19 protein-coding genes and 1 pseudogene are annotated in these 22,598 nt (G+C 45.0%); 6 read left to right on the top strand and 14 right to left on the bottom strand.

The window, feature by feature from the left end:
• Positions 1-185: 185 nt before the first annotated feature.
• From V6D44_RS06215 to V6D44_RS06205, 3 genes are all read right to left on the bottom strand, one after another.
• Positions 186-2,930, bottom strand: coding sequence for an AAA domain-containing protein (locus tag V6D44_RS06215; RefSeq protein ID WP_333516349.1), 2,745 nt, complete (start codon positions 2,928-2,930; stop codon positions 186-188).
• A gap of 152 nt (positions 2,931-3,082) precedes the next feature.
• Positions 3,083-4,510, bottom strand: coding sequence for a glycoside hydrolase family 43 protein (locus tag V6D44_RS06210; RefSeq protein WP_333516348.1), 1,428 nt, complete (start codon positions 4,508-4,510; stop codon positions 3,083-3,085).
• 73 nt (positions 4,511-4,583) lie between these two features.
• A complete protein-coding gene (locus V6D44_RS06205; RefSeq protein ID WP_333516347.1) occupies positions 4,584-4,838 on the bottom strand; it encodes a hypothetical protein in 255 nt (84 codons plus the stop codon).
• Between the two features lie 349 nt (positions 4,839-5,187).
• Between V6D44_RS06205 and hutP the strand changes: the two genes are divergently transcribed.
• The 6 genes from hutP (at position 5,188) to V6D44_RS06175 (ending at position 12,662) form a co-directional block, all read left to right on the top strand.
• Positions 5,188-5,634, top strand: coding sequence for a hut operon transcriptional regulator HutP (hutP, locus tag V6D44_RS06200; protein ID WP_333516346.1), 447 nt, complete (start codon positions 5,188-5,190; stop codon positions 5,632-5,634).
• 112 nt (positions 5,635-5,746) lie between these two features.
• Complete coding sequence (hutH, locus tag V6D44_RS06195; protein WP_087991921.1) at positions 5,747-7,273, top strand: histidine ammonia-lyase; 1,527 nt, start codon at positions 5,747-5,749, stop codon at positions 7,271-7,273.
• The gene (gene hutU / locus V6D44_RS06190) at positions 7,270-8,937 is read left to right on the top strand and encodes a urocanate hydratase (protein ID WP_087991922.1); all 1,668 of its coding nucleotides are present in this window, start codon (positions 7,270-7,272) and stop codon (positions 8,935-8,937) included. The genes hutH and hutU overlap by 4 nt, the downstream gene beginning before the upstream one ends.
• Positions 8,938-8,941: 4 nt before the next feature.
• Positions 8,942-10,207 carry an imidazolonepropionase gene (gene hutI, locus V6D44_RS06185; protein ID WP_202327833.1) on the top strand — a complete coding sequence of 422 codons (1,266 nt, stop codon included), beginning with the start codon at positions 8,942-8,944 and terminating at the stop codon, positions 10,205-10,207.
• Complete coding sequence (gene hutG / locus V6D44_RS06180) at positions 10,200-11,156, top strand: formimidoylglutamase (RefSeq protein WP_202327832.1); 957 nt, start codon at positions 10,200-10,202, stop codon at positions 11,154-11,156. The genes hutI and hutG overlap by 8 nt, the downstream gene beginning before the upstream one ends.
• A 78-nt stretch (positions 11,157-11,234) precedes the next feature.
• Positions 11,235-12,662, top strand: coding sequence for an amino acid permease (locus V6D44_RS06175; RefSeq protein ID WP_333516345.1), 1,428 nt, complete (start codon positions 11,235-11,237; stop codon positions 12,660-12,662).
• A 42-nt stretch (positions 12,663-12,704) separates the two neighbouring features.
• Here the strand turns inward: V6D44_RS06175 and V6D44_RS06170 are convergent, their stop codons facing one another.
• The 11 genes and pseudogenes from V6D44_RS06170 to V6D44_RS06120 form a co-directional block, all read right to left on the bottom strand.
• Positions 12,705-14,006: a pyrimidine-nucleoside phosphorylase gene (locus tag V6D44_RS06170; RefSeq protein ID WP_087991926.1), complete on the bottom strand. Its 1,302-nt coding sequence runs from the start codon at positions 14,004-14,006 to the stop codon at positions 12,705-12,707.
• A 28-nt stretch (positions 14,007-14,034) separates the two neighbouring features.
• The gene (nupC, locus tag V6D44_RS06165) at positions 14,035-15,216 is read right to left on the bottom strand and encodes a nucleoside permease NupC (RefSeq protein WP_333516344.1); all 1,182 of its coding nucleotides are present in this window, start codon (positions 15,214-15,216) and stop codon (positions 14,035-14,037) included.
• 93 nt (positions 15,217-15,309) lie between these two features.
• On the bottom strand, positions 15,310-15,981 hold the full coding sequence (deoC, locus tag V6D44_RS06160) for a deoxyribose-phosphate aldolase (protein WP_087991928.1): 672 nt from the start codon (positions 15,979-15,981) through the stop codon (positions 15,310-15,312).
• 105 nt (positions 15,982-16,086) lie between these two features.
• A complete protein-coding gene (gene deoR / locus V6D44_RS06155; RefSeq protein WP_333516343.1) occupies positions 16,087-17,028 on the bottom strand; it encodes a DNA-binding transcriptional repressor DeoR in 942 nt (313 codons plus the stop codon).
• Between the two features lie 135 nt (positions 17,029-17,163).
• A complete protein-coding gene (locus V6D44_RS06150; RefSeq protein ID WP_087991930.1) occupies positions 17,164-17,991 on the bottom strand; it encodes a DUF1206 domain-containing protein in 828 nt (275 codons plus the stop codon).
• Between the two features lie 71 nt (positions 17,992-18,062).
• Positions 18,063-19,175 carry an ethanolamine utilization protein EutH gene (gene eutH / locus V6D44_RS06145; protein WP_087991956.1) on the bottom strand — a complete coding sequence of 371 codons (1,113 nt, stop codon included), beginning with the start codon at positions 19,173-19,175 and terminating at the stop codon, positions 18,063-18,065.
• A gap of 248 nt (positions 19,176-19,423) precedes the next feature.
• Positions 19,424-20,410, bottom strand: a complete 987-nt coding sequence (locus V6D44_RS06140; RefSeq protein WP_087991931.1) for a choloylglycine hydrolase family protein — start codon at positions 20,408-20,410, stop codon at positions 19,424-19,426.
• A 373-nt stretch (positions 20,411-20,783) separates the two neighbouring features.
• Positions 20,784-21,596: a sugar-phosphatase gene (gene yidA, locus V6D44_RS06135; RefSeq protein WP_087991932.1), complete on the bottom strand. Its 813-nt coding sequence runs from the start codon at positions 21,594-21,596 to the stop codon at positions 20,784-20,786.
• 39 nt (positions 21,597-21,635) lie between these two features.
• Complete coding sequence (locus V6D44_RS06130) at positions 21,636-22,196, bottom strand: hypothetical protein (RefSeq protein ID WP_087991933.1); 561 nt, start codon at positions 22,194-22,196, stop codon at positions 21,636-21,638.
• Entirely contained in the window at positions 22,186-22,236 is a 51-nt protein-coding gene (locus tag V6D44_RS06125) for a hypothetical protein (protein ID WP_277986980.1), read from the bottom strand. The genes V6D44_RS06130 and V6D44_RS06125 overlap by 11 nt, the downstream gene beginning before the upstream one ends.
• Positions 22,233-22,466: pseudogene (locus V6D44_RS06120) on the bottom strand (DUF3255 family protein). The gene V6D44_RS06125 and the pseudogene V6D44_RS06120 overlap by 4 nt, the downstream one beginning before the upstream one ends.
• Positions 22,467-22,598 lie beyond the last annotated feature (132 nt).

Genomic DNA, 22,598 nt, shown 5'->3' with positions numbered 1-22,598 from the left:
CTTCCTTTCATTTATTATTAGGTCACAAAGCTATATTTAATATTACATTTAGTTATCTTCATTTTTAGTTAAACTGTATCATACTGAAAGGATTCTATGATAACAACTTAACCTTTTTGGCTATATAGAGTTATTTTCACATAATAAAAGCTTATCTCTTGCTAGTGTCTTAATCATTCTTTAACTTATTTGTTTTTTAAAATACAATTTAGCAGTACCTTTATTTTTTTAGCCTCGCCACTCTCATTTGTCTTTAATCTAATAAAAGGTATCCCCGATTTCTTCAGAATAGAATCTTTTAATTCATCCCGTCTTTTCTGGTCATTTGAAAAATGATAAGAAGTACCGTCTACCTCTATTACTCCAGCAGGTTCATTCCCCATTTTGTAATAAAGCAAAAAGTCAAATCGAGCTACTGTTTTAACGAACCTTTGTTCCTCTTCGTTTAAATGAGAGGTGTCGTTAAATAAATCCTTTAAACGATACTCCCTTCTAAACTCAATTTTTTTATAGGCTTCCTCTTTAAGTATATCTCTGAGCAAACTCGCAATAATCCTTTCAGATTTAAACTTTGAGTCACTCTCTCGTAGTTTATTTTCTCGTTGTACTAAAACTTCGGAGAATTCTTTATATAGTAAATCGAACACAGAAATAACCTGACTTTCATGATATAAACTAGCTTCCGTATAATATTCCATATAACGTATTAACTCGGAGATTTCTTTGTTACTTCTCTTGAAAATATCGACTGCAGATACTAAAACAAAACGTTTTTTTGCTCTCGATATAGCGACATTAATTAAAGTCGCACTATCAACAAATTCAATATCCTTTTTACCGCCTTTATCATCAAGTACTGTCGAGAAAATAATTCCATCACATTCTCTTCCTTGAAATTTATGTACAGTATCTTTAATAATTTCTTCTCTCATGTAACGATTAGCAGCATTTATCTGAGCTCTATAAGGAGTAATGAATCCAATATCATCAAAATCTTGTGGGAAAACCTTCTCTCTAATCGTTGCCTCTTCAAGAGAATCCAATTCACGAACATTGTGCCGTCCGCCTTGGAATCTCATATGATTTCCTTTAACGGTTTTTATTAAAATAATTGAAGAATCGTCTACTTCATCATATCTAGTCAAAGGAATGAGGTTGCCATCATAATATTGTTCATTACAAAATTTAATGATCATAGGATGGCATCGATAGTGCTCCTTTAACAAAGTAACGGGGATTTTATTCTCGTATACTTTTAAAATAGAATGCAGAAGACTATTTTCTACATAATCAAAGCAAGGTTCGATTCCCATTTCTCCCTTTGATATGTTCTTATCGGGAATGTGAGGCAGTTGTTTTGTATCTCCAACAATAATTACATTTTTAGCACAGCCAAGAGCAAGGATACCTGGCATCAATTCTAATTGTGAGGCTTCATCTACAATTAAGTAATCAAATAAGAAACCATCTGGAATTGATTTCATTAAAGAGAATGCAGTACTTAAAATAATAGGATATCGATTTATAAATCGATCAAACTGCTTTGCATCTTTATATTTCTTGTACTCAAAATTCTCTTTCTTAATCGTTTTTTGTTTGTTATATATATAACTTTTGAAAATTAATGTAGAGTAATTTTGAATTCGATTACTTAGCTCCTTAAAATTTTTGGCATGTAGCATTTGATTTATTTTATTTAACTCAGAATTTAATTCAGTTAGTTTTTGCTTATAGAATTTATATTGGAGTTGAGAAAGCATTTTCTCTTTATTTAAACTGTCTCCTATTTGTTTGAAGTCATATAACCCATAGTAGAAAAGATATTTGGTTTTCTTAAAGAAGTTCATTCGGTTTTGTTTGTTGAGTACTTCATCAGCCATAAAATTTAAAATCTTATAATTACTAAACTTATAAAAAGGTAAAAGCTTTGGCTTCATAGTTTCTAATGATTCAAAATGTTGTTTGTAATATTTTTTCTCTGTTTCTAGGTCTTTTATTTGCTGTTTTATTACTGCTTGTTGGTTTTTTAATTTTAATAGTTCTTTAATAGATTCTACATCACTTAAGACGCTTTTTAGTAACTCTATTTCTCTCTCATCATCAACCCTCCATGCGGCTATATTTTGAGGGAGTTCTGGAAGTTGTTCAAAGAATTTTTTTTGATTATTTTGGCTACCTAATGTTGCAAGAAGAAAATCATATCCTGCTCTCTCCATTTTTTCTTTCACATTGGCAACTGCAGAATTATTACTTGAGACAATTGCAGCATTCTTTCCTTTCATCACTAAATTAGTGATTATATTTAAAATAGTTTGTGTTTTTCCCGTACCGGGAGGACCTTCAATTACACTTATTTGAGAAGAAAAAGCGGATTGAACTGCCCGGATCTGACTTAGGTTTAAACCAAACGGAAAAAGGAGTGTCTCTGAGTCCTTATACGACCGACTTTCTTTCAAAAAATAAGCATAGAGAGCACTTTCTATTCTTAACGGCATACGCTGAATTTCACCTTCCAAAATAGGTGGGATATCATTTTTTGTTTTATCTTTAATAGCCGCAATGTGTCCAAAATAATCCAATAGGTGTTTAAACTTTGCATTACCTAAAGTAATCTTTTCAATATCCTTTTCTTTATAAATATATTTGCGGTCATTTCCGCAAAAAGTCAAAACAGCATATTTATCTCCATATATTATAACGTTTTCAATATTTGCTTTTACATTTCCCTTTAGAACAAGTCGTTCTTGTTTATTAATGACCATTTTTCGAACAGGAGTAATTATACACCTATCCAAATCTTCACTTTTCTTCATTCCATTTTTCAGTGTAATATGCACAGTTATTTTAGCATTATCTAGTTTAAATAATCGCCATTCTTTAATTTGATCAGAATATGTTGTATTTCCTATCCCAATGCTTACACCCGCCAAATTATTCCCTCCAAAATATCTTATTCCTCTATTTAAAATTGTTATTTTTTGTTACAGTATACAAAATCAATAAGATATTTTCAAAATGCCTAGTAGAATATTATGTAAGAAAAAAACCTTTTCTTAATCAAGAAAAGGTTCTTAAATATAACTTATCTTATAATCTTACTGCCCCAAACAGCCTCACCGCTGCCATTCAACACACTAAACGTCATCACGTCCTTCTCTCTCACCGAATCCCACTGCCGTAAAAATACTCCGCTATACTTCTTGCCGGCTAACGTGATTTCGGCTGTATTTTTACCGGTTTTCTGCCATGTTCCGGTCATTTCCCCGGAAATGGTGTGGTTTTTGTTGAGTTGGATGCTGATGGTTTTTTTGATGTCTGCTGAGATGTCTTTTCCGTGCTGGATGAGTTTGTATGTTCCTGTGATGTCTTTTTGTTTTACTTTTTCCAGTGTTTCTCCTGCGTAACGATATGGGGCTGCTACCGGCCAGCCGTCTTTGTTCATGAACATTTGGTGGACTCTGACTTCGTGTTCTTCACCTCTGCCCGGGAAGCGGGTGTGGAAGAGTAAATAGGATCGTCCGGTTTTTTCGTCATAGTATGCGGAATTGTGGCCTGGCGAGACGTAGCCGGTTCCATTTTCAGTTTCTGTTTCAAATGAATAGCTGCCCATGAGTTTGACGCCGTACGGTTCGATGGAGCGGTCGTCGAAGAATGTGCCTTCTTTGCCGCGGACGTCAAGCATTGAGTTGCCTTCTGCATCATAGTAAGGGCCGTCCGGTTTTTTGGAGCGGGCGACACGGATGTTATAGCCGCCTGTTGCATCTAGACCGCCATATGACAGGTATAAGTAGTAGTACTTGGTATCTGGGTTATAGAGAACATACGGGCCTTCGATTCTGCTGTGGTTGCCGCCGAGCAGTTTTTTGCCGTATCCCTGCCCAGAAAGCGGGAAGCCTGTTTTCGGATTCATTTCAAGAATGAAAATGCCGCCTGAGTATGATCCGTACACCATCCACAGCTTGCCGTCTTTATCAAAGAAGGTATGCGGGTCTACAACATTCGGGTGTTTGGTTGCGTCATACGGTGTTCCATCGCTGCTTGTGCCTTCCATTCCTGATTTTAAAAAGATGCCTTTGTTTTTGTACGGGCCTTCGATGTTGTCAGCGACGGCCACGCCCATGGCCGATCTTGGCGAATCGCCGCGGCAGGCGTTGTAGTACATGTAGTATTTGCCGTCCGCCAGCTGTGTGACGTCAGCCGCCCACAAGGTATCGGATTGCGCCCATTCGAAGGTATCTTTTAATTCTTCGTAGACATTCGGAATCAGAGGATTGTTGTTACTAACGTTGGTGGTCAGCTGTTGCCATTGCATGAGGTCATTTGTTTTTGCTGAAGCGAGATGAGATCCAAAAACATAAAAGGTGCCGTTTGTCTCAATGACGGAAGGGTCATGTACACTGACTTCTGTAAATACAGGTTTTTCTCCCTTTTGTGCATAAGCGGAGTTTGGCAGGGTAAAGGCCATAAGAAGAGCTGCAAGAAAACATACACGGAACAATCGGTTTAACATCTAAACAGTTCGCCTCACTTTTTTATTAAATTTTTAAGCGCTTACATTTCCCTTATGAAAAAGCCCGGGTCCGTTATAAAGGCCCGATGTTTTCATATTCAAACGTTCCCCACTGTTCTCTTACATTGTCCATGATGTTCATGACATCCAGGGAGAGATGGATGGTCTGGCTGCCTGCTTGGTGCAGGACTGTAGCTTGCATATTCTCTACTTCATAATTCAACCCTTTTGCCGTAACTCCTTCTTTCAATTCCATTTGCGTATGTAATGAACGCTTTGTCCGGCCTTGTGAAGTCATCGACTGTGATAAAGCCATTTTCTCCGGCAACTACGCCTCTTTTTTGCATGTTCGCCCTTTATTGCCAGTGATATGACAGGCCATTCGTTGTTTTTAGAATCATGCCTGACTGCTCGTCTCCACCTGTGTCAGCCGGCTTGGCCGGGCTGAGGATCTCATTCGGCTGGCTCGTGAGAAAAATGACAGCAACCGCCCACACTCCTGTCTGGCTATCGTGTGCAATGTGCTGAAAAAAACCGTCCGGTTATCTGCGCCACACTATCACAATAGCAATCTAACTTGTTAAAGACTGTAAAAAACCTTTGACTTCTGCTGCTGAACCAATTAATATAATACACAGTTAATAGTTATCAGAATTTTTAGGAATTGAGTGATTCATATGACACTGCACAAAGAGCGCCGGATCGGCCGGCTGTCTGTTCTTCTGCTGCTTAATGAAAATGAAGAACGTACACAGGTCGGGGAGCTGGAGCGAGATGGATGGAAAGTCTGCCTCGGCAAGGTAGGATCAATGGACGCGCATAAAGTAGTAGCCGCAATTGAAACCGCTTCCAAAAAGAGCGGTGTCATTCAATCTGACGGTTATCGCGAGTCACATGCGCTCTATCATGCGACGATGGAGGCTTTGCATGGCGTGACCAGAGGTGAAATGCTGCTTGGATCGCTGCTTCGGACGGTTGGCTTGAGGTTTGCCGTTTTGAGGGGAAATCCTTATGAAAGTGAAGCGGAAGGCGATTGGATCGCTGTCTCGCTTTATGGAACAATCGGGGCGCCGATCAAAGGACTTGAGCATGAGACATTCGGCGTTGGAATCAATCACATATGAAACAGCCCATAGATCTTAGACGATAGGGGGCTATGCGTGAAATCAAATTTTCACAGCATAGCCCCTTTTTGTATGGGCGCTTTACCAAAGTAAAGACAAAGGAGTTGGGCTTATGGTGACTTTAGACGGTTCTTCATTGACAACAGCCGACGTCGCTCGTGTGCTGTTTGATTTTGAGGAGACAGCGGCTTCCGAGGAAAGTATGGAGCGCGTGAAAAAAAGCAGAGCGGCAGTGGAACGGATTGTTCACGAAGAAAAGACAATCTACGGCATCACCACCGGATTTGGCAAATTCAGTGATGTCCTGATTCAAAAAGAAGACTCGGCGACGCTTCAGCTGAATTTAATCCTTTCTCATGCCTGCGGAGTGGGTGATCCTTTTCCTGAGTGTGTTTCCAGGGCAATGTTGCTTTTGCGCGCCAATGCGCTGTTAAAAGGGTTTTCCGGTGTACGTGCTGAACTGGTTGAACAGTTGCTTGCTTTTCTAAATAAACGCGTCCATCCTGTCATCCCCCAGCAGGGATCACTTGGCGCAAGCGGGGATCTGGCGCCGCTTTCCCATTTGGCGCTTGCGCTGATCGGTCAAGGAGAAGTCTTTTTTGAGGGAGAAAAGATGCCGGCAATGAAGGGATTGAAAAAAGCCGGTATTCAGCCGATAACGCTGACATCCAAGGAAGGACTTGCCTTGATTAACGGGACTCAGGCCATGACTGCTATGGGTGTGGTCGCATACATTGAAGCTGAAAAACTAGCCTATCAAATCGAGCGCATCGCCAGCTTAACGATCGAGGGGCTGAGGGGAATTATTGATGCGTTTGACGAGGATATTCACTCAGCCCGCGGCTATCAGGAGCAGATTGACGTCGCAGAACGAATTCGCTTCTATCTATCCGACAGCAGCCTGACAACCTCTCAAGGTGAACTGCGGGTTCAGGATGCCTATTCATTGCGGTGTATTCCGCAAGTGCATGGTGCGACTTGGCAAACGTTAGTCTATGTCAAAGAAAAATTAGAGATTGAGATGAATGCAGCTACGGACAATCCTCTTATTTTCAATGACGGTGACAAAGTGATTTCCGGCGGAAACTTTCACGGACAGCCTATAGCCTTTGCCATGGATTTTCTGAAAATCGCAATGTCAGAGCTTGCGAATATTGCAGAGCGCAGGATAGAGCGCCTTGTGAACCCGCAGCTGAATGACCTGCCGCCATTCCTAAGCCCTCACCCCGGTCTGCAATCCGGTGCAATGATCATGCAGTACGCCGCGGCCTCACTCGTTTCTGAAAATAAAACACTGGCGCATCCTGCAAGTGTGGATTCTATTCCGTCATCCGCCAACCAAGAAGACCATGTCAGCATGGGAACCATTGCTGCGCGGCATGCCTACCAGGTGATCGCGAATACAAGAAGAGTCATTGCAATCGAAGCGATTTGCGCATTGCAGGCGGTTGAATACAGAGGCATAGAACATGCAGCGACCTATACCAAACAGCTTTTTCAGGAAATGAGAAAAGTCGTGCCTTCCATTCAGCAGGACCGTATTTTCTCCTATGACATAGAACGCTTGACTGACTGGCTGAAGAAGGAATCTTTATTACCAGATCACAAGAATGAAGAACTGAGGGGGATGAACATATGACTGATATAAAAAAATCTATCCGTGCCAATAGGGGAACAGAGCTTGAATGCTTAGGGTGGGAGCAAGAGGCGGTGCTTCGGATGCTTCGAAACAACCTTGATCCGGAAGTCGCCGAGAAGCCGGAGGACCTGATTGTATACGGCGGAATTGGCAAAGCCGCCCGGAATTGGGACGCTTTTCACGCCATTGAGCATTCTTTGAAAACACTTAAAAATGATGAGACATTGCTCGTGCAATCCGGAAAGCCCGTTGGTATGTTCCGAACCCATCCGCAGGCGCCGCGCGTGCTTTTAGCAAATTCTGTTCTTGTTCCGAAGTGGGCGGACTGGGAGCATTTCCACGAACTTGAGAAAAAAGGATTAATGATGTACGGGCAAATGACAGCGGGCAGCTGGATTTACATTGGCTCACAAGGCATATTGCAAGGAACCTATGAAACCTTCGCCGAGCTCGCGAGACAGCATTTCGGAGGAAGCTTAAAAGGAACATTGACTCTGACAGCCGGTCTCGGCGGAATGGGAGGCGCCCAGCCGCTGTCTGTCACGATGAATGAAGGAGTCGTCATTGCCGTCGAGGTTGACGAGAAACGAATCGACAAACGAATTGAAACAAAATACTGCGACCGAAAAACAGCGTCGATTGAAGAAGCCTTAGCATGGGCTGAAGAGGCAAAGCTAGCAGGAAAACCTCTCTCCATCGCTCTTCTCGGAAACGCGGCAGAGGTTCACCATACCCTTCTGAATCGCGGCGTCACCATTGATATCGTCACCGATCAGACATCTGCCCATGACCCTTTAATCGGTTATGTTCCCGAGGGCTATTCCCTTAATGAAGCCGACCGTTTGCGCCAAGACAATCCAGAGCTTTACGTGCGCCTTGCGAAGCAAAGTATGAAAAAACATGTGGAAGCCATGCTGGCCTTTCAGCAAAAGGGCTCTGTTGTATTTGACTACGGCAACAATATCCGGCAAGTTGCTAAAGATGAAGGCCTGGAGAATGCCTTTGATTTTCCAGGGTTTGTCCCAGCCTACATCCGCCCCTTGTTCTGTGAAGGAAAAGGACCGTTCCGCTGGGCGGCGCTTTCCGGTGATCCGGCAGATATTTACCGTACAGATGCGTTATTAAAAGAACTATTTCCGGAAAATAAAGCCCTTCACCGCTGGATCGATATGGCACAGGATAAAGTCACGTTCCAAGGCTTGCCGTCCCGTATTTGCTGGCTCGGATATGGAGAACGAAAAAAGATGGGCCTCGCCATTAACGAGCTGGTCAGAAACGGGGAGCTAAAAGCGCCTGTCGTCATTGGGAGAGACCATTTGGACTGTGGGTCTGTCGCCTCTCCTAACCGGGAAACCGAAGCGATGAAGGACGGAAGTGACGCTGTCGGCGATTGGGCTGTGCTAAATGCGCTTGTCAACACGGCGGCCGGTGCAAGCTGGGTCTCCTTCCACCATGGCGGGGGCGTCGGAATGGGCTATTCCCTGCATGCCGGTATGGTCGCAGTTGCCGATGGAAGTGAGCTGGCTGACGAACGGCTCGCGCGGGTCTTAACGAGCGACCCTGGGATGGGCATTATCCGCCATGCGGATGCGGGTTATGAACGTGCCGTTGAAGTAGCGAAGAAACAAGACATTATCGTGCCAATGCAAAAAGAAAGGGAGTGATGACATGCCGAAACAAATTGATACGATTCTCATCAACATCGGTCAGCTTTTGACGATGGAAAGCAGCGGCCCCCGCGCGGGCAAAAGCATGCAGGCTCTTCATGTGATCGAAGACGCTGTGGTCGGCATCCATGAACAGAAGATTGTGTTCGCCTCAAAAAAAGGAGCTGAAGCCGATTACGAGGCAGACGAAATCATTGACTGTTCGGGACGGCTTGTAACGCCGGGTCTCGTCGATCCGCATACCCATCTTGTATTTGGCGGATCTCGGGAAAAGGAGCTGAATCTAAAGCTTCAGGGCATCTCATATTTAGATATACTGGCGCAGGGGGGCGGAATTCTGTCTACTGTCAAAGACACCAGAGCGGCTTCAGAAGAAGAGCTGCTGCAAAAAGGCCATTTTCATCTGGAGAGAATGCTGTCCTACGGGACGACCACGGCTGAAGTGAAAAGCGGCTATGGCTTAGAAAAAGAATCAGAGCTAAAACAATTGCGTGCCGCAAAACAACTTCATGAGAACCAGCCTGTTGACCTTGTCTCCACGTTTATGGGAGCCCATGCGATCCCTCCCGAATATCAACAAAACCCAGATGAATTTCTGGATCAAATGCTTTATCTGTTGCCGGAAATAAAAGAGCAAGAGCTCGCAAGCTTTGCGGATATTTTTACAGAAACAGGCGTTTTTACCGTCAGTCAATCCCGCCGTTACTTAAAAAAAGCGGCTGAAGCGGGATTCGGGTTGAAAATACACGCAGATGAAATCGACCCGCTTGGAGGAGCTGAATTAGCGGGGGAGCTAAAGGCTGTCTCAGCCGACCATTTAGTAGGCGCCTCAGACGAAGGCATAAAAAAATTGGCTGAGGCAGGAACGATCGCCGTCCTCTTGCCGGGCACGACATTTTATCTTGGCAAAAGCACATTCGCCAGAGCAAGAGACATGATTGATGAGGGTGTATGTGTCAGCTTGGCAACGGACTTTAATCCTGGCAGCTCGCCGACTGAAAATATCCAGCTGATCATGTCGATTGCCGCGCTTCATCTGAAAATGACTGCGGAAGAAATATGGCATGCGGTCACAGTCAATGCCGCATACGCCATAGGAAAAGGAGAAGAAGCCGGTCAGCTCAAAGCCGGCCGCTCAGCTGATCTTGTCATTTGGCAAGCCTCGAATTACATGTATATTCCGTATCACTATGGCGTCAATCATGTACATCAAGTCATGAAAAACGGAACAGTTGTTGTTAACAGGGAGAGAGCCATTTATGGATAAATACCCTTTTCTCAGAGAGGCTGGTTCTTCGTTTCAAGACCGGAATGTAACAAAAATGAGCGACCTGATCGCAAAATGGGACGGCCAAGGCATTAAAGGGCCGGCATTGATAGGTGTCCCCCTATCAAAATCCTCCATCAGTCATTCAGGCGCTTCCTTTGCCCCCGGAACAATCCGCCAGGCTCTTAAAAACACATCTGCCTATTCTGCCGAGCTTGGAGAACATGTCGTATCTGACCTTCTTTACGACCTGGGGGATATTGATATTCATGTCACTGATATCGTAAAGTCACATCATCAAATCTTTCTTACCATGCATGCGCTACTTTCGGATCACCCAGATTGGGTGCCGTTCATACTCGGTGGAGATAACTCCATCAGCTACTCCACTATAAAAGCAATAGCACAAACGAAAGGAACGATCGCAGTTATTCAATTTGATGCCCATCATGATGTTCGGAACACGGAGGACGGAGGGCCGACCAACGGCACTCCCTTCCGCCGCCTTTTGGATGAAGAAATCATTAAAGGCCAGCATTTGATTCAGCTGGGCATCAGAGAATTCAGCAACAGCTTAGCGTATGAAACATATGCGAAAAAACATAACGTGAACATTCACACGATGGGCATGGTACGTGAAAAAGGACTAGTCCCGACGATAAAAGAGATTCTGCCTGCCATCCAAACGAGAACAGACTTCATTTTTATATCAGTTGATATGGATGTCTTAGACCAGTCCCATGCACCCGGCTGTCCAGCGATTGGCCCAGGCGGCCTTTATACAGACGAATTACTCGAAGCCGTCAAATACATCGCACAGCAGCCTAATGTCGCCGGGATTGAAATCGTTGAAGTCGACCCTACCCTCGATTTTCGAGATATGACTAGCAGAGCCGCGGCGCACGTTCTGTTACACGCATTAAAAGGAATGAAGTTCTCCCCGTTCTAATGATCTTCTGTCTGGTTGTATTTTGGATACGAGAAACTCATCTGCCTAATGAATGGCAGCTAAAAGGAGGACGAGACGGTGAGTCTTCAGGGAAACAGCGGCCAACAGCTAAAACGCACGATGAAAAGCAGGCACTTATTTATGATCTCATTGGGAGGCGTCATAGGCACAGGACTTTTCCTCAGCACAGGCTATACGCTAAATCAAGCTGGACCCGGCGGTACGATCCTCGCATATGTAATCGGCGGGTTGATGATGTACCTCGTCATGCAATGTCTCGGTGAATTGTCGGTCGCCATGCCCGTGACCGGTTCTTTTCAAAAATACGCCACAACATTCATCGGGCCATCTACCGGTTTTATGGTCGGCATCATGTACTGGGTGAATTGGGTGGTGACGGTAGGTTCAGAGTTTACCGCATCCGGCATTCTCATGCAGCGCTGGTTTCCTGACAGCAGCGTATGGATGTGGAGTGCAATTTTCGCAGCTCTCCTTTTCGTATGCAACGCATTTTCAGTCAAGTTATTTGCGGAAACCGAATTTTGGTTTTCCAGCGTAAAGATTGTCACCATCATTTTATTTATCATTTTAGGAGGAGCCGCCATGTTCGGCCTGATCTCTCTAAACGGGACGGCTGATGCTCCTGTGTTTTCAAATTTCACAGATCATGGAGGGTTGTTTCCGAACGGCTTTCTCGCCGTATTTATCGCTATGATATCTGTGAGTTTCGCCTTTTCTGGAACAGAATTAATCGGAGTCACAGCAGGAGAATCAGCAGATCCTCAAAAAGATATTCCGCGCTCCATTCGTAATGTCGCATGGAGAACAGTCATTTTTTTCATTGGTGCCGTCTTCGTATTATCCGGACTGATTTCATGGAAAGAAGCAGGAGTGATTGAAAGCCCCTTTGTAGCAGTGTTTGCAGAAATCGGAATCCCTTACGCCGCAGATATTATGAATTTCGTGATATTAACAGCCTTGCTTTCCGTTGCCAATTCAGGCCTGTATGCCTCAACCCGTATGCTGTGGTCTTTAGCAAATGAAAACATGATCAGCTCTCGTTTTAAAAAAGTCACATCTAAAGGCATCCCACTAAATGCCCTAATCATCAGTATGGCCGTATCTTGTTTATCTCTCGTTTCCAGTATCGTGGCGCCCGGAACTGTTTATGTGGTGATGGTAGCGATTGCTGGGTTCGCAGGAGTTGTGGTCTGGATGAGCATTGCCCTGTCTCAGCTCTTGTTTAGAAAGAGATTTCTTAAAAAAGGGGGGAATGTTAAAGATCTGACATTTCGCGCACCGCTTTATCCTTTTATACCTATAGCCGCTCTTTTATTATGTTCAGCTTCTTGTATCGGTCTCGCTTTTGATCCCAATCAAAGAATCGCACTATTCTGCGGAATTCCTTGTATCATCCTTTGCTATCTCATCTTCTATTTCAAAAGAAAGCTTGAGAAAGCAAAAAAAAACACCCAAGAGGATTATCAGATCGATCATATCCTTTAATTAAAACAGCACACCCCACTCAGGATGGGATGTGCTTTATTTTTATTCCGTAATTAACGTATGAATCAGCTTCGGCGCCTTCGCCTCTGCTGCGATGCGGATGTTGTCATAGACTTTCGCCATGACTTCATCGACGTTCTCGCGGTTGGCGTAAAGCGTGACGAGTGGTTCGCCTTTTTCTACCTTGTCGCCGACCTTTTTGCGGAGCATGATGCCGACGGCTAAATCGATTTCGTCTTCTTTTGTGGCGCGGCCGGCACCTAACAGCATGGCTGCGACACCGATTTCGTCCGCGACGATTTCAGAAACGAAACCGGCTTCTTTGGCAGGCACATCAATTTGATAAGCAGCCTGCGGAAGCTTAGACGGCTCGTCAACAATCGAGCTGTCGCCGCCTTGGTTTTTCAGGAAGTCCTTGAATTTCTCAAGCGCTTTGCCGTTTTTCATGACTTCTTCCAGCTTCGCTCTCGCCTCGTCTAATGTATCGGCTTTTTTCGCAAGCACAACCATTTGGCTTCCGAGCGTTAAAACAAGCTCATGAAGATCCTCAGGGCCCTCGCCTTTGAGCGTGTCAATCGCTTCTTTGACTTCAAGCGCATTTCCAATCGCAAAGCCGAGCGGCTGGGACATGTCGGAAATGACTGCCATGGTTTGGCGGCCGACGTTATTTCCGATGCGTACCATCGCTTTGGCGAGTTCAGCCGCGTCTTCTTCCGTTTTCATAAAGGCGCCCGCTCCCGTTTTTACGTCGAGTACAATAGCATCCGCCCCGGCAGCGATTTTCTTGCTCATAATCGAGCTTGCGATGAGCGGGATGGAATTGACCGTTCCTGTCACATCACGAAGCGCGTACAGTTTTTTATCAGCCGGCGTTAAATTGCCGCTTTGGCCAATGACGGCGACCTTATCGCGATTCACAAGCTTAATAAATTCGTCCTTCGACAGCTCCACGTGAAAGCCGTCGATCGCTTCTAATTTATCAATCGTTCCGCCTGTATGTCCGAGGCCGCGTCCGGACATTTTGGCTACCGGCACATCAAGAGCCGCAACAAGCGGGGCGAGAACGAGTGTTGTCGTGTCGCCGACGCCGCCGGTGGAGTGTTTATCCACTTTAATTCCTTCAATGGCAGAAAGATCAATCGTTTCACCGGAGTTCACCATAGCCATCGTCAAATCCGCACGCTCGCGGTCACTCATATCCTGGAAAAAAATCGCCATGGCAAGCGAGCTTGCCTGATAATCAGGAATGCTTCCATCCGTATAGCCGTTCACGAAAAATTGAATTTCTTCTGTGGTGAGTTCTTTTCCGTTCTGTTTTTTGATGATAATATCTACCATTCTCATTATGGTCACCGATCCTTTTCGTTTATGTTCAGTAAATCAAGCCCACAATTGCCGCTGATAAAAAGCTGACAAGCGTAGCGCCGTATAATAATTTCAGGCCGAAACGAGCAACAACATTTCCTTGTTTTTCATTCAGGCCTTTTACGGCACCGGCTATGATTCCGATTGAGGAGAAGTTCGCAAATGACACAAGGAATACCGATACGATCGCTGTTGTACGGCCGCTGAAATCAAAGCCGTTTTGCGTTAATGTCGTCATAGCGACAAATTCATTCGATACCATTTTTGTTGCCATAATGCTTCCCGCATTAACAGCTTCATTCCATGGGATCCCCACAAGAAAAGCGAATGGAGCAAACACATATCCAAGAATGTCTTGGAAGGAAATGCCGAATACTGCATTAAAAATACCGTTAATCAAGGCAATAATCGCGACAAATCCGATCAGCATCGCAGCGACGACAACCGCTACTTTGAAGCCATCGAGGATGTATTCTCCAAGCACTTCGAAGAAGGATTGTTTTTCTTCTTCTTCAACACGAAGCATATCCTCTTCTTCATCAACATCGTAAGGATTTATAATAGTAGCAATAATGAAGCCGCCAAATAAGTTCAAGACCAGCGCCGTTACAACATATTCCGGTTCAAGCATCGTCATATACGCGCCGACGATTGACATGGATACAGTTGACATCGCAGAAGCGCAAAGCGTGTACAAGCGCTGCTGATTTAAAAGACCGAGTTCTTTCTTCAAGGAGATAAACACTTCAGACTGCCCTAAAATAGCAGAAGCGACTGCGTTATATGATTCCAGTCTTCCCATACCGTTTATCTTGCTGAGAGCAAGTCCGATATATTTAATAATGAACGGAAGTATCTTCCACTTTTGTAAAATCCCAATCAGAGCGGAAATAAACACAATCGGCAAGAGAACATTCATAAAGAATGTCGTTTGGTCCGCATTCACCAGACCGCCAAACACAAAGTTGATGCCTTCTGCCGCGTATTCAAGCAAGTAATTGAATCCTTTTGCAAATCCTCCTACAAGGAAATTCCCCACACCGGTATTGAGGAGAATGTAGCCGAGTATAAATTGCAAAATGAGCATAACAACAATTGGGCGGATCTTAATTCTCTTTTTCCCGCTGCTTGCGATCCACGCAAGGCCTAAAAACACGATTAAACCGATAATCCCAATCAAATACTTCATATGTGTTCTCCTTTATCTGTATTCGCTTACAATTATTATTTCCCCGTGAATAATAGAAGAGTAACGGAAAGCAATGGGCCTTCCGTCTGCTTCTTAATAGTTGTCTCCGCCAGATGCATGTTCCCCTTTTACAATGGAAACGCCTGCGCTTGCGCCGATTCGGCTCGCACCCGCCTCGATCATTGTGTCTACATCTTCTTTCGTTCTGACGCCGCCGGATGCTTTCACACCGATATCAGAGCCTACAGTTTTGCGCATTAAGGCGATATCTTCCTTCGTTGCGCCGCCTGTTGAGAAGCCTGTTGATGTTTTCACGAAATCCGCTCCCGCAGAAACCGCTAAACGGCATGCTCGTTCTTTTTCTTCATCAGTCAGAAGGCATGTTTCGATAATGACTTTGACAAGCGCTTTTCCGGCTGCAGCTTCCACCACACCGCGGATGTCCGCTTCAACTATGTCATCTTCTTTGTCTTTCAAAGCGGCAATGTTAATGACCATGTCCACTTCAGTGGCGCCTTTTGAAATCGCGTCTTTTGTTTCGAACGCTTTTGTTTCAGTTGTGTTGGCACCGAGCGGGAAGCCGATGACCGTACAAACGTCAACTCCAGTTCCCTCAAGCTCTTTTGCAGCAAGCTGCACCCATGTCGGATTGACACATACAGAAGCAAACTTGTATGTTTTCGCTTCTTCAATTAATGTTAGAATTTCCGCTTTTTGTGTATGCGGTTTCAAAGCTGTATGATCAATTTTGTTAGCTAATGACATCCGTCGCACACTTCCTTTTTTGTTAAGATATTTTTTAGCATAACCGACTTTTGAACATATGTAAATTGGTAATTGAAATTTTGTTCATCGAACGGTTTGCACGTGTCACAAATCATTAACAAGCGCCCTTGCGGTATGCTGGTCAATGATTAAAACATTGGCATATTTTCCGGTTAACGCTCCGTGTATGGAAGACACTTTTCTGCTTCCGCCGGCCACTAAAATTGAGCGTTCCTTCAACCTCAAGTCTTCAAGCTCAACGCCGATGGTCCGGTCATTGATGGCTGTGCTGCAAATATTTCCTTTCGCATCAAAAAAGCGTGAACAAATATCGCCGACGGCCTGTCTTTTCAGCAAGGCTTTCTCTTCTTCATTAAAATACCCGAGCCTGAATAACAGCGCTTCGTCACGGACCGTTCCCACCGTGAAGAGAGCGATATTCGCCTGCTTGCCCATCTCGATGATCCGCTCGATATGACGGTCTTTCTCCACCATTTGCTTTACATCGGCATGATCAAATACGACGGGAAGCGGGAGATAGCGCGGCATCGTTTGAAAAGCCTCTGCAAACAGCTGAATCGTTTCAGCGGAATACGTGTTCACCCGGGAATGGCTGATACCGCCTTTCAGCTGGACGACCTCGACGCCTTTAACCTGCTTCGGCTGCATGTTCTGCGCGATTTGATACATGGTGGTTCCCCAGCTGACGCCGACAATGTCGCCGTCTTTCACCGTTTCATGCATATATTCTGCACCATAGCGGCTTAGGTCATGTGTAATTCCTGCATAATCGGGGGTCGGAGAAAACACAACATGCGCCTCGAGAAGCCCGTATTTTTCTTCAAGCATGGAACCGAGTGCATCCAAATCCTCAAAAGGGTCCATGACGCGAATCTGGACAAACCCTTTTGCTTTTGCATATTGCAGCAGCCGGGAAACGGTCGGCCTTGAAATGTTGAGCTGCTCAGCAATTTGCTGCTGACTGTAGTCAGACTGATAGTATAGCCTTGCCGCTTCTATGCTTAATTGCTGTTTTTCCCAATCCATTCCGCACCTCCCTGTGGATCAGTTCATGATGAAACTGCTTTCGATTTGCTTTTATTATACAGGCTGACACCAGCTTTCATCCACCTGATTTCTAAGAAACTGAAAAAACGCGCTGGACGCGAATCTGCCGAGAGCTCACTTCTCCCATGCCATATGCTGATAAATGCCTTTCATAATGGCGTACATTCCATATAAGATCAGCCCGAACGCCAAAATACATAAAATCATTTTGCCATGCGGCTGTTGCGCGAGTTCGGCGAGCGCGCCGTCAAAGCCTCTTGTGTCGTCAGGGTCAGCGGTGATAGCGGTCTTAATGAGAAAATAACCGATAGCTGAGAAAATAATAGCCCGGGCGATATGGCCTGCGCGTCCGGTGTTTTTTGCGATGCATATCATCTGTTTGTTCATTTTTGACGTATCGAATTCTTTCATAAATGCAGCCCGGACACCCTTCACAAATTGAACAATCGCAAATAGGATAAAAACCGCACCCGTAACCCCTGTGAGCCATTGGCCGAACGGCTGCGCCAATACATAAGCGGACCACGTCTGTTCTGAAGTGCCGCCGGTTCCTTGGCCAAACACAAATCGCAAGGCATTCCAAGCAATGGATGCGTAAACGGCGGCGCTGAAAAAGTTTCCCGTTCTCCGTGACAGGCCGCGCCTGCTTGTTCCGTAGCCCTCTGTGTCCTTGAGCGCGCTCAGCACCATCCATATCACATAGCCGATGAGACCGACGCCAATGAGCAAAAGCAAGATTGATCCATACGGCATACGTGATAGCGTTTGAAACGCTCCGCTCGAATCTTTCGCGCCGCCCGCCCCTGCTGCCGTCATACATGCTAAGATCCCGAGCAGGATAAAAACGCCGCCGAATGCAAAATAACCAAGCCTCCCGAATTGCTTAATCCAAGGCTTGGTTTCCTGTTTGATTTTTGACATGCACTCGTCTTTCACGGCCATGTATCCAACCTTCTTTCACAGAATCCTTACTGTAACATTCCCGATTGGACAAAGTTGAAACAGCTTCTGCCTCAGCTATAGCCGGCTGATGCGTGTTTTTGCTGATCAGCTGATTGTGCAGGCGTCATCCAGGCAGCCGCTGCCGCAGCTGTGATTCCCCCAGCTAATTTCCCAATGATCATGGCCGCCGCCATTTCTTTTTTCATTCCCGCCACAAAACCGAGATGGCTGCCAAGCACAAAGGCTGCGCTAACCGCAAACGCGACATTGATGACCTTTCCTCTCGGCGTCATATCTTTTAATGAGGCCAGCATCGGAATATGATGAGCCAAAGAGGTCACCAAGCCTGCTGTTGCTTTCTCATCTAAATGAAAACATCTCCCCACTGCCTGAAGCGGCTTTTTAAAGGCTTTTGTGATAAAGGCTGTCATCGGAAAAGCCCCTGCCAAGGCAATGGCGATGGTGCCAGTCGTTTGTATTCCTGTTTCAACGCTTTCCATTCCCGGAATCAGCACAATGCCGGTCATCGTTTCAACGGAAACAGCTGCGAGCCCGATAATCGCAACCATACTGACAGCCTTTCCGAACAGATGAAATAATCGAATGATGTTGTCGGTATACCGCCATAATCCAAAAGCGATCACAGCAGAAAAAAGACTCGGAATCAGAAGGTTTTTACCTATCATAATGGTGTCAAAACCTGCGCATAACCCGCCGATTAAGCACCCGATCGGTACTGTACACAGCCCGATTAATATGCCTTTCGCAAAATACGGGTGATCCTCTTTTTCGATGATCCCAAGAGCGACGGGAATCGTGAAGACGATTGCCGGCCCCATCATCGTTCCTAAAAACACCCATGAAAACAGTCCGGCATCTGGATCTTTGGCCATTTCTCCAGCGAGCGCGTATCCACCCATATCAATGGCCAAGATGGTGTTCGCAAAGGATGAGGGATCAGCTCCAATCGCTGTATAAACCGGAGATACGATGGGAATCAGGATTGCTGCCAGCACGGGTGCCAGCGACACAATTCCGATCATCGACAGCGCCAGCGGACCCATGGCTTTGAAGCCGTCGGCAAACCGCTCGCCAAGCCCCCATCTGTTTCCCAAACAATAATCCGCCGCTCCCCCTAGTAAAAAGACAGCTAAAATGAATACAACCGCATCGTTCACCATCAGGGGTTTCTCCTTTTTTAAACGTATGATTGGTTTAATCATATCATCTGAAATCACCTAATAGAGCTCAATCTTAATCAATATGCGCTAAAAATTCATTGATATCGGCTTTCTCAACGGCTGGTTATGATGTGCCGCGCTTATGCGAAACCGCTAATGTCCATTTGGTTTTGCCAATCATTCAAAAACTGTGAAATTGCACAAAAAAATAAGCTGACCCCGGATTCATAACGGCATCAGCTGATTGAATCTTAATTAAGCTCTAGAATATTTTCTTCTGCTTTAGCAGAAAACACTTTAGGCTCAAAACGGTCAAGGTCTTCATGAAATAAACTTACTTTTTGGATTTGCCGATTGTCGTAATGGTGAAAGTAGTAGTTTCCCGTGTCGCTGCACATCACAGAAGTATATTGCGTATAATCAATTTCGTCTTCTTCCGTTATCACAGCACCCTTGGGTATCGCCATGTTAGCCAAAAGCTGAAAAGCTGCGGATACACCTCTCGTTTCATCTGCCGCCGGCTCTAGATGTTCTTTCAGAAAAACAGCTCTGACAAACCGTGAAGGCGGTGTATAATCTCCCGGCAGACCTACAGTGCCCGAGCCTTCGCCAAAAGCGGACAGCATCAAGCCGGCCATCTCCTTGCTCTCGAATTGTTTCGGCCTTATTCCTATATATTGCCGAAGATTGGTCACATGCCATAAAAAGTCGGGGCTGTTCGTCATGACACCTGGTTGATTGTCATAGATTTTGATGCCTTCTGTTCTCGGTTCTATCGTCAGGCTGCGTCCCGTCCGGTCTGACAATATCCAGTGTAGCGGTAAAACTGTATCCAATAGCTCTAATTTCTTCTCTACAATCGTTAAAGATTGGATCTTTTCTTTTACGTCTTCCAAAGACTTACAGACTGACAGCACCCATGTGACAAACTCATGCGGGGCAATATGAACGCCGTCTCCCCGTATCGTTTTTTCGTACTCCGCATATCCCATAAAATAAAGCGCCGCACAAGATAAACCGCTTTCATTAACACCGTCGGCAAATAATATATTTCCAAGTTTTCTCCCCATACCGATAAACGCGTACTGCGTTTGATGCACCTTTCCGTCAGCTTCACTCGTCCAGCTGTAACGGCGCGGATAGAGAATGACCTCCGTCCCCAGCTGAAATGCAAAATCCATTGTTCTCGCTAATAAATGATTCCGGTCAGCAGTTTCCAATGTAAGACTTGTGCACATCTGATTCAGTCCCCTTTCAATTCAGGCTAAAATCATACATTTTGTGAACGAGTTGTTTTATCAGCATAACGAAAGTCAAATAGATTCGTCAAAAGATTAGCATGACATCAAAACAATGAACAAGAAGATTCGTTCCTCAAAAAAAAATGTACGATGCTGATGTTTATGGCGATTGCTTCCTTTTTATTTCTACAGTCCTCTTTCTTCAGCAGCAGAGCCAATCAGAAATTATACAGGTTTATGATCAATCGCTGACGTTCTAAATATCGACGGGGCAGCAGGAATGTTAGCGTCCATTCCGCAATTACAGACCGGACAGGCACAATAAAGCCGCCATAACAAAAAATCCAGCCTCCTAAAAGGCTGGACTTCATTATTTCGCCAAAACAAGCTCGTGAATCGCATGCGCAACTCCATGTTCATTATTGGAGCGTGTTTGAAAGTTTGCGGCCTCCAATACTTCTGGGATGGCGTTTGCCATGGCAACGCCGCATCCCGCCCATTCAATCATTGTCAGGTCGTTCCCGTTGTCACCTATGCTCATGACTTCCGCCTGTTCAATTTCAAGCAGCTGCGCCAGCTGGCGTACGGCATTTCCTTTGCTGGCTTCCGGATGCAGAATTTCATAAAAGAAAGGCGCGCTTCTGACCATCGTATATTTTTCTCTCACGTCTTCTGGAATTGATGTAATGACGCGGCTTAAGTTCTCCGGTTTATCAATAAACATCACTTTCGGGATGAGGATGTCTTTTGGCATTTCGTCAACTTTGCGGTAATGAAGCGGCACTTGTGTCACATAGGATTCGTATACGGTAAATTCACTGATATCCCGGTTAGGCGTATAAAGATTAGATGAGTCAAAGTAATGCATCGGCGTCTTCAGCTCTAAGCTCAGGTCATATAATGAAGTTAAATCATCATATCCGAGAGACAGCTCCGTGACCACTTCATTTGTATGCGTATTTTGAACAAGCGCTCCGTTGTACGCGATGACATAGTCGCCTTCTTCAATTAAATTCAGTTCATCTAAATATCTCCGCACTCCCCCGATAGGCCGGCCGGTGCAAAGCACAATTTTGACGCCTTCCGCTTTTGCCGCGTGAAGCGCGTTGCGGACCTCCTCTGTTACTTCATGGTGATCATTTAAAAGTGTTCCGTCCATATCAATTGCAATTAGTTTGTACATCCTGCATCTCCTTCATGTCGTTTTCAGGCTATAGTCCCATCATATCGTTTTTTCTTTTTGATATTCAACTGGAAGAGATGATTTTCTCCTGATTCTATTTTGACGCCGGCCTTGTCTTCGCATACGCGTGCGCGGTTTCCGCTTTGTTTCTGTCTCCATTTCGCCGTTTTCTGCTTTTTTCTGTTTCATCAGCAGGAAGCCGGCAGCTAAAAAAGGAATGCCGGTTATATTCAAGATGGCTAGCTTCACACCTGCCGCCGTCAAAAAGACTGCCCATGATGATGAAGGGTTCCGTCTGATCATAACGTAAGCGGCCATTTCCATAACAATCAGGATGGCGTGAAGCACTACACAATAAATAAGCAATACAAGCGCAAAAAACAAAATATAATTCACGAATGCCCCCGAGTAGATCATAGCGCGCATCATTTGGATAAATGATAAGGACTGCATAGATCCGCTGATGACATTAGGATTATAAATCGTATAGTCACTCAATAAATGTTTAATCTTGAGAAAAGCCCAAAACATAAAAATCCACTGAATAATATGTAAGATAAGTCCTGTTAACACCAGGCTTTCAGCTTTTTTATTTCTCATATGTCTCCTCCTTGCCGGTCCTTGATTCGATTCTTGTCATCGTTTTTGTCTGGCCATTTTGCTCCCATATTTCAACGTCCCGTTTTCACCTCTTTTCAGCGTGCTTTTGAGCGGATAATAGGAGCCGAGATACTGAATCTCAATGAACCCGTCAGTGATCTGGGACATGATCTTGTATGCCTTAAAACAGCTGTACCTCTCCCTTTAATCACTTCCGTCTCTGCTACCTCGTCTTTGGTAAATGTAACTGCTGCATCTCACGCCGTCCATGGGTCCCGGGGTCATCCCCGCATCCCACGTTCCATCATAAAATGGCGTTGCTGTTGGCAGCCCGCTATCATGAACATACATCCGTTAAGAGTAACATGGCACAGTTTTTCTCATCGCAATCTCCGTCCTTTC

This window comes from Bacillus sp. 0209A, from assembly GCF_036765095.1.
Classification (GTDB): Bacteria; Bacillota; Bacilli; order Bacillales; family Bacillaceae; genus Bacillus; species Bacillus subtilis_G.
The sequence above is the reverse complement of the archived record's forward strand: the minus strand, read 5'-3'. Positions and strand labels throughout refer to the sequence as shown.